Origin of the sequence: Bacillus sp. FSL K6-1338, assembly GCF_038006965.1 — a bacterium.
Lineage (GTDB): Bacteria > Bacillota > Bacilli > Bacillales > Bacillaceae_G > Bacillus_A > Bacillus_A thuringiensis_S.
Window position 1 is genome coordinate 402,683 of sequence record NZ_JBBOWI010000002.1, and the last position, 16,133, is coordinate 418,815.

The following is a 16,133-nucleotide window of genomic DNA, read 5'->3' on the forward strand; positions in this document are numbered from 1 at the left end:
AGACTCTAGAGTTTCATGAGTGGTTTTGTTTTATTTTATCTGTCTTAGATTTTTTATTAGAGCAATAATAGTTACATTGCAATCAATTCATTAATTAGAATTACCTCCTTTTTGAATATAGACAAGATAAAAATAAATAAAATTAAACAGAAAAACCTTTACTCAAAAAGGAGTAAAGGTTTTTTCACAATACAAATAAATGATTATTAAGACAGCTCTGCCAAAATCACAGAGGTGCCTTTCTATCAAATCGTATACCACTCCCTCGTTGAGTTTTAGCACTGTATAGCATAGGTTTTTATAACCAGCTACATTAAGAAGGGCCTTAATCCGACCGTTCCTGTTGACCCATTGGCGTCTCTCGACATTTTTGGGCAGCAGCGTTTCTCTATACAGGAGCCTCACCTAACAAAGATTATTGAATTACTTCAAAATTTAAACCAGAATTTAATATTTGTCAACTAACTTTCAGTTCCGCACATAAAAAAACTTTTATAGAAAATGAAATTATATTTTATTATAAATTTAATATTCCACTTAAAAACATATGAAACTTATTGTTTTTAATCAAATTCCAACTTTATAACAGAAGATGAATGATTAGTTATTCTTTACTTCAAAAAAACATTTTTCAAAAAATCTTCTTTTATGATTAAAATCTTCTTTACTGTTTATCAAATTTATATGATTAAACTACTTAATCATACTTTACACTACAATTCGAAAATATGTATTTATACGAAATGATTACATACATTTTCTCATATTATTTCTCAAAGGGCTATAAAGCTATAATCATATAAAATTAGCAATACGGTTACTTGACAAGAAAAAAATATATATTTATGCTTGCTACACGGAACAAATACATAAAATTTATATCGCTGAACCTGTTAGGTGAGGCTCCTATGCAAACACAGGCTATTGCCCAAAAATGTCGAAAGACGCCAATGGGTAGAACAGGAATTGTCGGATTAAGGCTCTTCTTAAGATAGCTAAGTGATGAATTTTCATTACTTTACGTTGTATAGTGCCAAAGCTCTACTAGGGGGAAAAAGCCTTATTTAGTCATGCCATTTTGAATCCCTCTAGTTACATACTAGGGGGATTTTTGCGTAAGAAAACAGGATATAAACGATAGAATCTGCCTTAACAAAAATCCTATTTAGTAATTGACGAGAACAAGATTTTATTGATTAGCAAATGTAATATTATGTTTTGTTTTAAATCAGGAGGATATTAAAATGAAAAAAATATTAAAACTCGATTATCTATTGCTCCTTCCTCTATTCATAACATGTACTTTAGGTATTATCATGATGTATAGTGCGAGCTCCATTATCGCTGTCCAACATTATGGTTATAACAGTAGACATTTTGTTGATTCTCAATTAACAAAGCTACTTTTAGGAACAATAGGGTTAATAGTCTGTTCTATACTCCCATATGAAATATGGAAAAAACGAATAGTCTCTATCTGTATTATGGTTGGAGGGATTTTTTTATTAATTATGGTTCTATGGAAAGGAAAAGTGGTAAATAATGCTCAATCATGGATCTTTGGAATACAGCCAGCTGAATTTCTTAAATTAGGAACAATACTTGTAACAGCCCGTTTTTTTGCATTACGACAAGAACAAGCTAAAAATAACTGGAGTGGTATCGGAAAACTTTTATTTTTTTTAGCTACAATTTTTTTTTTTATCTTTAAACAACCAAATTTAGGATCTGCACTTTTAATATTAGGTATAGGTTTTAGCATATTTCTTTGCTCAGGAATAAATATAAATCTACTAATCAAAAGAACTGCCATCGGTTCTATTTTGTGGTCACCTATTTTATATTTTTTAATTAAATATAGTTTGTCAGAAGTTCAAAAGACACGTATTACTACAATTTTTAATCCCTTTGTTGATGCACAAGGAAATGGCTACCAGCTTGTAAATTCTTTTATTGCCATTGGCTCTGGAGGAATTACTGGTTGTGGATTTGGAAATAGCATACAAAAAACAGGTTATCTTCCGGAACCACATACTGATTTTATAATGGCCATAGTTTCTGAAGAACTAGGATTTATTGGTGTATTTATTATTTTGGCTGGAGTTTTGACTATAGTACTTCGCTCCTTAAAAATTGCACAATTATGTGTAGATCCATTCGGCAGTTTTATAGCAATTGGTATAGCATGTATGATCGGTATGCAATCCGTTGTAAATTTAGGTGGTATTACGGGACTATTTCCTCTTACAGGTACTCCATTTCCATTTGTAAGTTTTGGTGGAAGTTCTTTAATGGTCAATTTAATAGCAATAGGAATATTAATTAATATTTCAATTTTTAATAAAATTAATTTTAATAATCGTAATATATAATTTTTTTATTTTTATTTAAAAATTTTTAAAATTCGACCACATTAATCAATCTATATTTAAAGAATTTCTAATTAATTTTAACTGTATGAATATAAATATTTATGTTCATTTTAATACGAAAAAAGGCAAGCATAAATTTACGCTTGCCTTCCGTTCTCAAAATCAATTACACCTAAAACAACGTGTGGTTAACCAAATCCAGATACTGTCTTCTAAGCCCTATTTTTTATTTTTCTAAAACAATTCCTGCTATTTCATTAGCATATTTTTTAGAGTCAAATTCATCATAGTTACTTAGTACAACAACAGACAAATATTCTTTTGGAAACCGCATGAAGTATGAACGATAACCTGCCCAGCTACCTGAATGTTCCAAGTATCGACAGTTAAACCCTTCTGCAAGCCTTAGCCCAAAAGCATACTCTTCATTATCAATAATCGTCTCCCTAGTTGGAGAAATTTTCGGACCTATTTCGCTCATTTTTTTAACAAGTTCTTTTCCACCAACGGTACCTGTAGTTAGATTTTCTCCCCACTTTACCAGGTCTTCAACTGTTGCATGTACTGCCCCATCACCTGTATGTTCCCAAGGGCTTTCATAGATTTTATATGTTCCTTGCTCATTCTTCGAATACCCACTAGTAATTGGTATAGTAGTTGGGTAGTAATCTACAATTGTTGTGTCTTTCATATGTAAAGGATCAAAAATACGCTCCTTTGTAAACTGAAGTAGAGACTTGCCACTTACCTTCTCTACCACTTGTGATAATAAAAAATATCCTGTATTGCTATACTCAAATTTTGTGCCCACTGGGAACCTTGCAATTTGATGACCATTTAGGTGTTTTAGAGATTCTTCCACAGTTAATGTATCAGTAAATTTAATATTTGCTGCTTCAGCCAATGCCATATAATCAACTAGCCCACCAGTATGATGAATTAGATGCCTCAATGTTACTGGTTCAGCATATGTTCCTATAGAAGGGACAAACTTTACAATTGAATCATCTAAACCCAATCTTCCCTCTTGTTCTAAGAGTAATATAGAAAACGCTGTAAATTGTTTAGAAACTGAGGCGATATTAAAAACGCTCTTTGTGGTTATGGGCAGATTTTCCTCTATAGAAGCTAAGCCAACTGCACCTTTATACGTTACTCCACTATCAAAACTAGCAATATATGCAAAGCCAGGGGCTTTGGATGAAAATTTGTTCAATAATTGTTTAATGAGAGCATGTGTCTTTTCATTATATGTATTATTCATCTCAATCACGTACCCTTCGCTTAAAATGATTACAAATATAATAAAAAATACTATCTATAAAATATCAGTGTAAGTGTGTAAAAGTTATAACATGAGTCGTATGGCCTATTATAAAAAGGCAAACTTAATTCAGTTTGCCTTTTTGATGTTATTCCAAATCTAATTAATTTTGATAATATATCTTTTGTTTACGCTGAAATGGATACGTTCTAATTTCATCTGTATCTAAATTTTCATGAAATAGATGTATAGCTATAATTTGTCTACAATCATAGGTATGATAATAATATATACCAGACTCCATACACATTGCGCTTGTATAAATGGTATTATCTAATGTACCTTCTTCCGTTATCACTCCACCTTTTGGAAGCTCACAATTTGATAAGATATGAAAAACGGCCGATACCCCTTCCTCTTCGTTATCTACCCCTTGAATATTTTGTTTGCTATACGCCGCCCGAACAAACCTTGATGGTGGAGTGAAATCCCCAGGGAGTCCCATCGAACCTGAACCTTGTCCAAAAGCACTTAATGGTACATCCCCCCATTGAGTTGGTGCATATGGCTGCGATTTAAGACCTATATATTGTCTTAAATTTTGTAAATGCCAGTTAAACTCAGGACTATTAGTCATTACCCCTAGCGGATTATCATACATTTTTAGCCCCTCAATTGTCGGCTCTATTACAATACATTCTCCCCATTTATCCGCTAAGATCCAATGTAGCGGTGGGGTAACTCCTAAAACAGATAATGATACATCTAAAAAAGAAATACTATCTACAGATTTCTTTAACTCTTCGACAGAATTGAATTGTGTGAGACTCCATGCCACAAAATCAAATGGAGCCAGATTTGTTTTATCGTCATCTATACTGTTACTATAAGTAGCGAATCCTGGAAAATAAAGTGTTGCACATGCCATACCTGATTCATTTACTCCATCTGCCAGAATGACCCTTCCTTGATAGTTGATCCCCATCCCGACAACTGCTTGTTTCGTTTCGATGGTTTCACCAGTTATATTGTTCCATCGATAACTTCGAGGAACTATTATTACTTCTTGATTGAAATCTAATGTAAAATCCATCGTTCTTGCAAAAAGATGTTGACCGTTTTTTGTCTGTAATGTCAAACTAGTACACATAAAGAACACCCCTTTGTTTAGTTTATTTAAACAAAAACCCATTTAATTTCTATCCTTAAGTTGATAAGCACGTATCTTTTTTCTTACTCATATTTATTGATTCCCCTTTCAAAATTCGAATTTTCTAATACAATAAGTCCAATACTATAAGGAAAATAAAAATGATCAAAGAGATTACTAATCTCCTTTATGATTCCCCCTAACAAGTTAAAAAGCTATTATAAACAAACTTCAATAAAAGATACCTTCTCCCTCCTTTTTTATCATTTTAGCCAAGAAAACTCCTTCCTCAAGGAACGTGAAGGGCTAAAATGATAAAATTTTCAACACATACATATGGCACTAGAAGTCTTTAATTTTTTTATTATCTTTAAAAATAATAATGTACTTTTATACCGCTACTCTTTAAACAGTGGCATTTACAAATATTTTTAATTACACAATACTTAACTTTATAAATTATTTAATAGTGAAAAATATCAGTGAGTATAACTGCAAAATTTTTTTAGTAATTCATGAATCAGGAAAAAGAATGAGTTGTTGATTCATTTTTAAATAAGGGATATTTTATAATGTGGGATTATGTATTAATGAAGAAATAATTCTGTTTACAAGATCATCTGTAATCCACTCTTTTTGCATATCATCGGAATGTTTTTGATTCATCGAATCAATAAATTTTTTAAATTTCGGAAATAAGACAATAGAAGTAATCCAATAAATCGTATGGTTTGTGGAAAAGAAATGAAAAATCCCTTGTTCTTTCCCTTCCAATAAGATTTCTTTTAATTGTTCAAAATTTACAATTATATATGGTTTAATTTTTTCTAATTGTGAACTTTCTTTGATAATTGCCTCATATGCAAGAGTTCCAATTTCAGGATGTTGTTTTATATGTGTAATAAAGAAAGTTAAATATTGTCTTAGAGCAGTTTTAGGATTATTTTGCGTTTCTTCAAGAAAATTGGGTAGTTTTTTTGCAAAACCATATTTTTTAAATACCTCTAAGTAAAGGTTCTCTTTTCCGTTAAAGTAATACGATGCCATAGCAACATTCACTTTTGCTTCTTTTGCAATTTCATGGATACTTGTACCATCATAGCCATGTTCTCCAAATTTTTTCTTAGCCGCTTCTAGAATATTTTCAATTGTTTGTTCGCGAGATTTGCCCATTCTATACACCTCAAATAATAATAAATGATTTCAAAAAAAATATGTGATTTAAATCACATATTTTTGAAATTCAATTATATATTTAAAATATTGATTTAACAACTGATCAGATATTAAGTTCTTTTTATAATAACCTTTTCTCTCCATTAATAAAAATAGATACTAAATATAGATTTTAAGTGGAATTTCCTAAAAAATATAATATTATAAATAATAAGATAGTTTTTAACTTTTTTCTCCTTGTGAAAAAGATAAGATCCTACTCTCCGATCTTATCTTTTTTATTTTGGAAATTCTTAATACAAAAAAACAGCATTCATATTACAAGAATACTGCAACAAAAAAGAAAAATATAAAATAAGACAAAAAACATTGAGAAATTCCCGAATGAATTGAATATTTATGGATGCTTAATTATAATTAATTAAGAGTTGGAGTAGTATTCTGTCATCTGTTCTTTTTTTGAGGGGGATTTTCGTCTCATATCACCAAATTGAAAGAAAAAATTAATTAATAATTGTGGAAAGTGCTTGTTTGAATACTAGTTGTTGCTTACCCTGAACCATCATAAAGACAGTAAATTTATCTGTTGAGAGGATTTTCCCACGTATGAGAACACCACTTTTTAAAAATATAGTAACCGTTCTTTTCTTATCTATTAGTTCTTTATACATATCTTCCTGTATCATTTTCATATATTTCCCTCCCAGTTCAAATCGTAACATATTTTAGAAATTGATAACATTGGATTAAAGTGATTATTACTTGAAAAACTAATAAGTAAGACCCTTCTACAAGAAGCGGAGCTCTAATCTATTTGTAAATGAATCCAATTTTATGATTTTGAAAATAAAAGTCCAAACAAAAATAAAAGACGCTCAAATGAACGTCTTTTATTTTTGTATAATAAGAGTGCTCTCACATTTACGACAAGCAATTTTCTCTTCTTCAAAAATGAATAGATTCTCAGCATCACATTCTGGGCATACAACTGCAAATGGTGTTTTTATATTTTTATAGCATAGGAAAGACATGACTGCCAGGAATAGAGCAGGTATAACAAGCATCATAAGTAAGAATAGGCCTGCAAAAACGCCTGCAATTATGGAAAGTGGTTTCATTAGTTTTCTACCCACGGAGTTTACTTGATTATCCTTCTTACGAAAAGCAGTAACAAGGTAAGTATTGGTTTCTCTTACCGGCTCAAATGCTTTTATCGTATTGTAATCTTGTTCATTCATAGTGGGATAGGAAGCGTTTTGTCTTTGAAATCCTCGTTGTTTATAATAGTTGTTTGACTCTGCTATTCGTGGTGTATACGAGATTCCGGTGCCAGGTACATAAGTTGTTACTCTCGATTCAGGCGGAACGGTTCTTCCTCCCGAATCAGTGTATGTAAAGTTAATTTTCACACCCGGAGAAACTTGGATAATTCTACGAAGCTTATAACCCATACTATTGTATCCTCTCAATCTAATTATTAGAAATCTTTACTAATTATAACATTTTTAATATTATCATTAATATATTAAGATTTAAAGGTTGAAATGAAAACTTCGATTTACTAATTTAAGGCACCTTAGGGAGTCTTCTTGGCTAAAATGATAAAAAGAGAGCACTCCCAGTAAGTGCTCTCTCATAAAAAGTATCGGTAAATGTATTTATAGCCAATTTGCACACCGTTTTTAAAATGGATTTACAAAACAGATTCTTACTAAAATGTTTTTAATGTTTACTTTCTATATACCAAAGAAAAAAACATTTATTAACGAGCATTTTGCATTACTTTTATTAGGTCATTTATATTTTCAACTTTCTGCTGAAACTGACTAAGTCTACTATGTAGTAATGAAGGATTTTTATCTTCTCTTGAAATAACTTGTTTTAATTCGTGTTCAAATTTATCATACACATCAAAGAAATTATCAAATTCTACACTTGCAAGTTCTTCATTTTCACGATAGAATCTTTTAGCTTCTAAATAAGTTATATATGATTTATTTAAAAATCCTAATGAAATTAGATATTTAGAATTGTTTTCTTGATAAATAGCAATATCACATGCTGTTTTAATATCAGAATAAGTTTTTTGAATGAATTGTTGTAATTCGTAAATATTATACTTTAGTTCGTTATTCATTTAATTCCATCCCATCTATTCTACAAAAATTTTCACTTTGATAAAAATAAGAATATATTATTGTTACTGTATCCACATTTATTAATTTTTTTCTTGTTCCGTAATAATAAAGCCTGATAGCAATTCAGTTAATGCTTCTACCTTTTCTTTCATCCTGTTGGATTGAATTGAAATTTCTTTGATTGAAACTGCTTGTGATTGAATTGATTGTACTGTTTGAATTGTTTCTCTTTCTACTTGTGTTGCAGTATCAGATACTAGTGAAAGAGACGCATTTACTTCTTCTGTGCCGGCGGACATCTCTTCTGTTGCTGCAGAGACTTCTTGAATTTGACTTGTAATTTTATCAATATCTCTCATAATAGATGAGAATGTTTGATCCGCTTTGTGGGCCGCTTCTTTTCCTTCTGCTGCCTTTTGTTCTCCTTTTTGCATGACTTGAACTGTATCTTGAGTATCTTGTTGAATAGATTTAATTAAATGGTTAATTTCATTCGCGGACTCTTTAGACTTTTCAGCTAAATCTCTCACTTCTGCTGCAACAACTGCAAACCCTTTCCCATTTTCTCCAGCACGTGCCGCTTCAATAGCAGCATTTAGAGCAAGAAGATTAGTTTGCTCGGCAATATTAGTAATTGCATCCAAAGCTGTATCAATCTGTTGTGTACGTGTAACAAGTCTATCTATTACTTTTGATGTTTCCTCGACAACATCATGGACACTATTCATTTGAAGAATAGAGTGCTTTATCACTTCACTGCCGGTATGTATTTGTTCTGTGGTTGTTACTGCTACCTCAGCAACTACTGCTGAAGATTCAGCTACTGTTTGCACACCAATTGTTATTTCTTCCATTGAGGATGAACTCTCTTGAATACTAGTTACCTGTCCTGCTATTTTTTCTTTTACTTCAGTAATGGTCTGAACAACCTCATTTGAAATATTAGATGCTCGCTTTGTATCTTGTAAAACACCCTCCGTAGAAGAAATCACCTCTTGTGTTGTCGCCTTAACATTCGCAATTAATTGTTGTAGGTTATCTAACATACTATTAAAAGACTGTACAATGATTCCTAACTCATTATTTGCTTTATAAGAAGTACGTATTGTTAAATCACCTGCAGCTACTTTTTCCATATCATTTTGTAATAAAATAAGTGGTTTTCGTATAGTAAGTTTAATAATATATCCAATAAATATAACTATGACAATTGCTAAAATTGAAATAACCACAAATATTATCATTGTATTTTGAGCACTACTATTGTTAACTTTTTGTAACTGGTCTGCATTATTACTATTATATATAATTAGTTCACGAATTGACTGAATTGTTTTTTGCATATTAGGTTCAATTTCTTTTAGATAATAGGCATAAGCTTCCTCATTATTAGATTTCCCTAATTCTTGTGCTTTTTTCATCTGAGTTCTTAATTCATTAAATGCTTCATGAAATGTGTTATATAGTTCTTTTTCTTTATTAGAGATAATTTTAGCTTCATACTGCTTTAATAACTGATCATTTTCCTTACGCATCCCATCCATTTCTTTTATTAAATCGTTCATTCTTTTCTCATCTTTGGATAGCATTATTTCCATAAAGTTCATATTAACATGGTAAAAGTTAGATTCTATGGTTCCTATCCACTCGATTGGTTTTAAATCATCTTCATACATATTAGAGGAAGCACTCTTTCCTCTTTCTAGACCCCATCCGCCTATTAGGGATAATACTATGCAGGAGATACAAGATATAAGTATTAATATGTTTAGTTTTGTACCAACCTTACTGTTTGCTAAAAATTCCAATTAAAACTCTCCATTCTCATATATAGTTCAGGTAATATATTGTATACTAAGAATCTAAAATATACGATATTAATTTTTAAAATATAAAAAAATGTATAATTCTTAAAAAGAATAAATATCGAATTTTTCAAGAAGTATATTCTATTGACTCAATATCTATATATTATTTAATTAATACTCTCCTAGATTTTATAGCGTTTGGCTAATCTAATCCTTCGTTTTATGTGTAATTAAAAAGACACCTTAATTTAAGGTGTCTTCAATTTATTAAACAACAAGAAAATAGCACAATAATCATTTTCTATCTTTTTGATATCTGTTTCATGGTTATTTTACTTGTAATATGTGATATTGGTAATGAATAGAAATATAAAAACTATTGAATTGGGCCTAATAACCCCATAATTTCTTCAGCTTTTGGATTTTTAATGCTGTAGTAAATTTCTAAACCCTGACGATTTCCCTTTAAAATCTTCCCTCTCATTTTAGATAAATGTTGGGATACTGTTGATTGTGGGATGTTTAAAATTTCGGTCATTTGGGTTACATTTAGTGTTTTATGTTTAGAAAGCTCACTGATTAGTTTTAAACGCATTGGGTGTGCCATAACTTTTAAAAGCTCTACATCCTCTTCTAAAATTGTGTTCTCTACGTTGTGATTTACAAATCTCGTCATAGTATCTTCTCTCCCTTATTTGTTTTCTTCTATTGTAGTGTAACTTCCTTATTACATAATATTAGTATGTTTGAATGTTTACCGTTAAATATATTACTTGAATTATACAACTTTAGTTTGTGCTATTAGTGGAGTTAATGTGTGGTTCGTATGAAGTTTTTATTTACTATTGTCTGTTTAAGTGTGAATGCTCTTTTGGAGAAATTAATTATTAAGGCGACAACTTTTAAAGTGATCTACTCGTCACTTAATAAAGCTTAAAGTAGAAGCTTCTCATTTCCATGACACAGGTAGCCTTTCAACAACCTGAGCGTAACTTCAGGCTGTCCCCCCTAGATGTCCGACACTTGGACGCTCTCTTGGTACGATTGATATTTTACGCAGGAACCGAATGGCATGGTTTTCCCACTCTATTTTCTCCCCACCACCTCCTATATCAAGTTATCAAAGAACTTCATATAGCTAGTAAAAAAGTTATGCACATAATCAAAAAAAGACAAACTCTCCAAGATGAAAAGTTTGTCCAAAACCGTGACCCCTTTGGTTCAACACTATAAAATTCAGTTCTGATAATAACCCCTCTTTTTTCCATATCTCACGATTTTTGCATCAGTACTAACAATAGTGGATTAGAATAATGAATTAATACTTGCTAGGACAGTAAGGATACCTATAATAATGACAAATACATTGCTCGCTTTCCCTTTGTATTTAGCAAGTACTGGTACTTTATGGATCGCATACATTGGTAATATACATAAGATAGCAGCAACTAGCGGACCGCTAAGGGCATCAATGATTCCAAGAATACTTGGATTTGTATAAGCAACATACCAGCATGTTAATACGACAAAAGTAAGAATCATTGTCTTAACTGTTTTTTCTCCTATATCTTTCCCACGTTTTTTACCGGACTTGATAATCATGTCACGCATTACCTCATACGCTCCTATATAATGGCCAAGGAAAGACTTTGTAATAGCCACAAACGCAATGATAGGAGCTGCAATAGTGATTACTGGCGAATTAAGCTCATTAGCAAGATATGATAGGATTGACAAGTTCTGTTCTTTTGCCACCTTAAGGTCATTTGGAGTCAAACTTAAGGTACTGCTCCAAACAAAGAACATAACAACAGCAAATGTCATGATATAACAAACTTTTTGTATTTGAGCACATTTGGCATCAGTAGCTTCTATTCCATACGTAGCTCTCTGCTTCATAACAAATGACGAAATCATAGGCGAATGATTAAACGAGAATACAATAATCGGAAGTATCATCCATATTATCCCTAAATATCCTGTTCCTGTTGAGGCAGTAGAAACACTTGAAAAACTAAGCATTGACGTATTCCACTGTGGAATCAAAGATATTGCGATAAAAAGTAGAGAAACTATGAAAGGATACACTAGCATGCTCATAATCTTTACAGTTATATCTTGACCAAAATTTAGTATAGCGATAAGACCGAGTACTAATATAAGCGATAAAATGGCCCTTGGAGGCTCCGGCATGTGCAATTGATGCACGATAAAACTACTGGATGTATTTGTAAGTGCGACCGAATACATTAGCACGATCGTATAAATCGAGACGAAATATACAATGTTAAAAATGATACTTGCCTTATTTCCGAAATACTCTCTTATAGTACCTGTAATTCCCTCATCGGCAGAATTCGAAGCGTAAATCATTTTAGCAAGCGCCCTATGTGAGTAATACATAACAGGATATGCAAGTATAGTAATTAACAGCAATGATAATAAACCACCTGAACCTGCATTAATCGGTAAAAAGAGTACCCCTGCTCCAATTGCTGTTCCAAAAAGGCTCAATGCCCAGGTAGTATCCTGTTTATGCCACTTTTTAGGGTCTAGATATTTCTCATTTGTTACTGCAGTAATATCAGCTTGAAACTCTATGTTTTTTGCAGTATTCCCATTCATATAATAATTCCTCCTTGTGTCCTATTCTTAATTCTATATTTAAGGTATAGGAATATAGACCGTTCTTGAAAAATGAATTGCTTATATAGTGCATCACAACGAATATCCCTCTTCTAAATTAATCAAAATCAAAAAATTAGCGAAGCATCAACCTGAAGGGGTTGTTACCACTTACAAAATATTTTAATTATATAGTAGTATATTTTATTGATAATCCCCCAACATACAGACATCCTTAGGCGAACAATAGAGCACATATCGTTAAACATTTCACAATATACTCGATAGCTGTTTATTGATTTAATTGTTTTTCCCCAAAGATTTTATTTTTAATGGTAATCCCTGTAGGTGTAGCGGCGATCCCGCCCAAACCTGTCTCTCTTAACTCACGAGGCATCTGTCTTCCAACCCTATACATTGCTTCAATAACTTCGTCAGCATTGATGATATTGTTTACGCCGGCTAATGCGATGTCTGCTGCTGCTAAAGCATTTGTCGCTCCAATGGCGTTTCTCTTTACACAAGGAATTTCTACCAAACCAGCGACCGGATCACAAACTAAGCCGAGTAAATTTTGTAATGCGGTCGAAAAAGCTTCAGAGGATTGCTGTGGCGTTCCTCCGGCAGCTTCTACCGCAGCTGCCGCCGCCATCGCTGAGGCACTTCCTACTTCAGCTTGACATCCTCCGTACGCTCCTGAAATACAAGCGTTGTTTGCGGCTATCGTTCCAAATAACGCTGAAGTGAATAGAAAATAAATCATATCTTCATGACTTAACTGCAATGTATCTTTAATACTAAATAGGACTCCCGGAATCGTTCCACTCGCACCTGCTGTTGGAGTTGCACAAATAGCTCCTAATGCAGCATTCACTTCATTAACACCGATAGCACTTTGAATCCCTAACACCATCAAATCTCCAGAAAGAGTTTTCCTATTTTCTCGATAGTTTTTAATTTTCACAGCATCCCCTCCGGTTAAACCGGTTGGAGAAAATACACCGTCACCTTCGATACTTTTATTTATTGCATGTTGCATAGTCGCTAAATTTCGTTCCATTTTACTCCAAACTTCTTCATAAGAAGTTTTAGTTTGTTTGATTTCCTGTTCGATTGCTAATTCATAAATTGGCTTTTGGCTTTTATTAGCTGCATCCACAATTTCTTTTATGGCCATATACATATTTTTCACTCCTTAATGCAACTAAAGAATAATAAGATTAGCTATATTGCTTAAATCTCCTAATTCCTTCTGAACATAACCAGGCAATATCGAATCTAACACGAATGCATATAAATATTTTGTTTTATCTTCCAAACTATGAAAGTTGTTAATTTCCACATCATATTGTTTAAAGATCCTGCGTAAAACAAATTCAAAGTCCGCTCTTTCTGAAATCGCAATAACAACTGGCAATGGCCCCTGCAGATCTAAGTTAAATCCACCAATTTCAACATGTATGACTTCAATCAACCCACCACCGACCGAAATACCCATCGTTCTAATACTTCGACTTTCATCCTCTACATATACATCTGCCGTATTTGGATGACCGGCAGGACTATTACCCGATTTTTCAATAAAGGTAATGTCAATTCCTTTAGACTCTGCTATTTTAATAGCATCTGGCACTTTGCTGTCATCAGCAGCAAAGCCTAATATACCAGCAATAATTGCAAAATCAGTTCCGTGACCTTTATGGGTTTCAGCAAATGATTCATAATACTTTACCACAACTTTTTTTGGAAGACCTTGAAATAATCTATTAGCAACTGTTCCAATAGCCAAAGCACCTGCAGTATGTGAACTTGAAGGGCCTATCATTATGGGCCCAATCACATCAAAACAACTTTTGTATTTAACAATCTTTTTCTCTTTAATAGAAGCTACATTCATGTTCATATAAACGCCCCCATAATTTATTATTTTTAATTGCAGTTGAATCTAAGTTATTGGAATGACCAATTCATAATAAAATTTATTTGATAACGCTTTCTTTGTTGAGTTGAATAAACTTCCCTTCTGATCCACTACCCTCCGAATAGTAATCAGATCAGTATGTAAAATTTCAGAAAATTACTGGCAAGGTCTTTAGAATTTTTAAACTAAAACGAGGTTTGATATTTTCTCTAGAGATAATAAATTATGTCTCGACGCCCTCATTATAACTTGTATATTTATAAGTTTAATCTTTTTTTATTTTTAGAAAGATTGAATAGACAGAATTTTGAATGGGTAATAAATTACACTTAGTATGTAGCAATTGTGTCCTTTGTTTGAAGCTGTATTAGTTAGTAAAAAAGCAAAAATAACACAGAGTTCCTTTCATAAACACATTGATTATATTGAAAAATCATTATAAAGATACTTATATTGTCCTTTGTTAGAGTATCTTATTTGGGACGGAAAACCTGTTGCAATAAATAATTCATGCAGATGAAAAGGAATACATTAATGAAATATAAAAACATTTACGTATATTAATTATACAAAACGTATTAATATTAATTATCAGAAAAAAATAACTTCTTTTATAAATCTTAACATAAAGGATACGTTCCAAATAACAATGGAGATTCCTAGTAGAATCCTTTTATGCCGATTTTATATGAAATATCCTCTTCAAGACGCAAATAAAAAAGGGCTATTTTAGCCCTTTTTTATTTATAAATCCTCTATATCATATTCAGTATATCCCTCATAATAGTAACTAATATCAATTCCTTTCATGAATACTTCACGGCTATTTATTTTATCCACAAGTGCATTTTGGAGTAAATGCTTAATTTCAATATCTTTAATCGGGCTGCGTTCCATTGCCAGTAAATAATCTTCTTTATCAATCCCATTCCAGTCAACCACCTGTTGAATTTCATTCTTAAAGATTAAATCTAACCATATTCTAGTCGCTCTACCGTTTCCTTCTCTAAAAGGGTGGGCAATATTCATTTCAACATACTTTTCAACGATTTCATCAAAGGTTGTTTGTGGCATAGTGTTTATATGTTCTAGTGAATGGCTTAGATACATAACAGGAACAAATCGAAAATTCCCCTTCGCTATGTTAACCTTTCGAACCTTTCCAGCAAAGAAATAAATATCCTCATATAGGTATTTATGAATGTCAGAAAGACCCTTGAATGTACCAACTTCTATACAGTTTATCTCTCCTGAATCATATAAATCTTTGATTTTCATTTTTGAAAGCCGTTCTTCCACTCGATTCAATTCCAACTGATTTTTGATACCTAATTTATTTTCTAACACAATCATTTCCCTCTTTTTCTGTAATTAATTCTTTTAGCATATTTAAATCTTCTTGTGTGGCTAAATTCTTGATGAAACTTCTAGCCATAGTTTTATAATTGAGATATTTTGCTTGTTCTCGATTACGTTTTTTATAGTTTTTTGTGGCTTCATTTTACGCCTTGCTGTATGCCATTTCGATTCAATATGATAATGTACATAGGAATAAACTTGCTCAATCCTTAAAAAATCCTTTTCGTAATAGTAACGTTGCTATTTATCCCTTGTGTCTTCTAATATCCATCTTCTGATTTGCGAAAACTTAGGTTTTAACACATCTGCAGTGGCAAGTA

At 31.9% G+C, this 16,133-nt stretch carries 13 protein-coding genes and 2 riboswitches; of the genes, 1 reads left to right on the forward strand and 12 read right to left on the reverse strand.

Annotated elements, in window-relative coordinates:
• Positions 1-252 precede the first annotated feature (252 nt).
• Positions 253-420, reverse strand: a riboswitch (M-box (ykoK) riboswitch).
• Between the two features lie 462 nt (positions 421-882).
• Positions 883-1,059: riboswitch (M-box (ykoK) riboswitch) on the forward strand.
• Positions 1,060-1,244: 185 nt separating this feature from the next.
• Positions 1,245-2,372: an FtsW/RodA/SpoVE family cell cycle protein gene (locus NZ044_RS28785; protein WP_340950169.1), complete on the forward strand. Its 1,128-nt coding sequence runs from the start codon at positions 1,245-1,247 to the stop codon at positions 2,370-2,372.
• A 226-nt stretch (positions 2,373-2,598) separates the two neighbouring features.
• On the opposite strand, the gene NZ044_RS28790 is transcribed toward NZ044_RS28785, so the two are convergent.
• The 12 genes from NZ044_RS28790 to fic all read right to left on the reverse strand — a co-directional run bounded on the left by NZ044_RS28790 (position 2,599) and on the right by fic (position 15,807).
• The gene (locus NZ044_RS28790) at positions 2,599-3,636 is read right to left on the reverse strand and encodes a serine hydrolase domain-containing protein (RefSeq protein ID WP_340950171.1); all 1,038 of its coding nucleotides are present in this window, start codon (positions 3,634-3,636) and stop codon (positions 2,599-2,601) included.
• 163 nt (positions 3,637-3,799) lie between these two features.
• The gene (bsh, locus tag NZ044_RS28795) at positions 3,800-4,786 is read right to left on the reverse strand and encodes a choloylglycine hydrolase (protein ID WP_000337608.1); all 987 of its coding nucleotides are present in this window, start codon (positions 4,784-4,786) and stop codon (positions 3,800-3,802) included.
• A gap of 567 nt (positions 4,787-5,353) precedes the next feature.
• Positions 5,354-5,959 carry a TetR/AcrR family transcriptional regulator gene (locus tag NZ044_RS28800; RefSeq protein WP_000520476.1) on the reverse strand — a complete coding sequence of 202 codons (606 nt, stop codon included), beginning with the start codon at positions 5,957-5,959 and terminating at the stop codon, positions 5,354-5,356.
• Between the two features lie 506 nt (positions 5,960-6,465).
• Positions 6,466-6,654, reverse strand: coding sequence for an RNA chaperone Hfq (gene hfq / locus NZ044_RS28805; protein WP_000782146.1), 189 nt, complete (start codon positions 6,652-6,654; stop codon positions 6,466-6,468).
• Between the two features lie 198 nt (positions 6,655-6,852).
• Entirely contained in the window at positions 6,853-7,413 is a 561-nt protein-coding gene (locus tag NZ044_RS28810; protein WP_016078450.1) for a hypothetical protein, read from the reverse strand.
• A gap of 311 nt (positions 7,414-7,724) precedes the next feature.
• A complete protein-coding gene (locus tag NZ044_RS28815) occupies positions 7,725-8,099 on the reverse strand; it encodes a hypothetical protein (RefSeq protein ID WP_340950175.1) in 375 nt (124 codons plus the stop codon).
• Positions 8,100-8,180: 81 nt separating this feature from the next.
• Positions 8,181-9,908, reverse strand: coding sequence for a methyl-accepting chemotaxis protein (locus tag NZ044_RS28820; protein ID WP_340950176.1), 1,728 nt, complete (start codon positions 9,906-9,908; stop codon positions 8,181-8,183).
• Positions 9,909-10,284: 376 nt separating this feature from the next.
• Positions 10,285-10,584, reverse strand: a complete 300-nt coding sequence (locus tag NZ044_RS28825) for an ArsR/SmtB family transcription factor (protein ID WP_000196663.1) — start codon at positions 10,582-10,584, stop codon at positions 10,285-10,287.
• Positions 10,585-11,213: 629 nt separating this feature from the next.
• Positions 11,214-12,533, reverse strand: coding sequence for an aromatic amino acid transport family protein (locus tag NZ044_RS28830; protein WP_340950178.1), 1,320 nt, complete (start codon positions 12,531-12,533; stop codon positions 11,214-11,216).
• A gap of 292 nt (positions 12,534-12,825) precedes the next feature.
• On the reverse strand, positions 12,826-13,716 hold the full coding sequence (gene sdaAA, locus NZ044_RS28835; RefSeq protein WP_016078453.1) for an L-serine ammonia-lyase, iron-sulfur-dependent, subunit alpha: 891 nt from the start codon (positions 13,714-13,716) through the stop codon (positions 12,826-12,828).
• A gap of 21 nt (positions 13,717-13,737) precedes the next feature.
• Positions 13,738-14,436: an L-serine ammonia-lyase, iron-sulfur-dependent subunit beta gene (sdaAB, locus tag NZ044_RS28840; protein WP_016078454.1), complete on the reverse strand. Its 699-nt coding sequence runs from the start codon at positions 14,434-14,436 to the stop codon at positions 13,738-13,740.
• Positions 14,437-15,198: 762 nt separating this feature from the next.
• Complete coding sequence (gene fic, locus NZ044_RS28845; RefSeq protein WP_153578064.1) at positions 15,199-15,807, reverse strand: protein adenylyltransferase Fic; 609 nt, start codon at positions 15,805-15,807, stop codon at positions 15,199-15,201.
• Between the last annotated feature and the right edge of the window lie 326 nt (positions 15,808-16,133).

Bases quoted from the DNA above. Each gene is read 5' to 3' on its own strand.
- sdaAA (WP_016078453.1), bottom strand. From the start codon at position 13,716: ATGTATATGGCCATAAAAGAAATTGTGGATGCAGCTAATAAAAGCCAA.
- NZ044_RS28790 (WP_340950171.1), bottom strand. From the start codon at position 3,636: ATGAATAATACATATAATGAAAAGACACATGCTCTCATTAAACAATTA.
- hfq (WP_000782146.1), bottom strand. From the start codon at position 6,654: ATGAAAATGATACAGGAAGATATGTATAAAGAACTAATAGATAAGAAA.
- fic (WP_153578064.1), bottom strand. From the start codon at position 15,807: ATGATTGTGTTAGAAAATAAATTAGGTATCAAAAATCAGTTGGAATTG.
- sdaAB (WP_016078454.1), bottom strand. From the start codon at position 14,436: ATGAACATGAATGTAGCTTCTATTAAAGAGAAAAAGATTGTTAAATAC.
- NZ044_RS28815 (WP_340950175.1), bottom strand. From the start codon at position 8,099: ATGAATAACGAACTAAAGTATAATATTTACGAATTACAACAATTCATT.
- NZ044_RS28785 (WP_340950169.1), top strand. From the start codon at position 1,245: ATGAAAAAAATATTAAAACTCGATTATCTATTGCTCCTTCCTCTATTC.
- NZ044_RS28800 (WP_000520476.1), bottom strand. From the start codon at position 5,959: ATGGGCAAATCTCGCGAACAAACAATTGAAAATATTCTAGAAGCGGCT.
- NZ044_RS28810 (WP_016078450.1), bottom strand. From the start codon at position 7,413: ATGGGTTATAAGCTTCGTAGAATTATCCAAGTTTCTCCGGGTGTGAAA.
- bsh (WP_000337608.1), bottom strand. From the start codon at position 4,786: ATGTGTACTAGTTTGACATTACAGACAAAAAACGGTCAACATCTTTTT.
- NZ044_RS28830 (WP_340950178.1), bottom strand. From the start codon at position 12,533: ATGAATGGGAATACTGCAAAAAACATAGAGTTTCAAGCTGATATTACT.
- NZ044_RS28825 (WP_000196663.1), bottom strand. From the start codon at position 10,584: ATGACGAGATTTGTAAATCACAACGTAGAGAACACAATTTTAGAAGAG.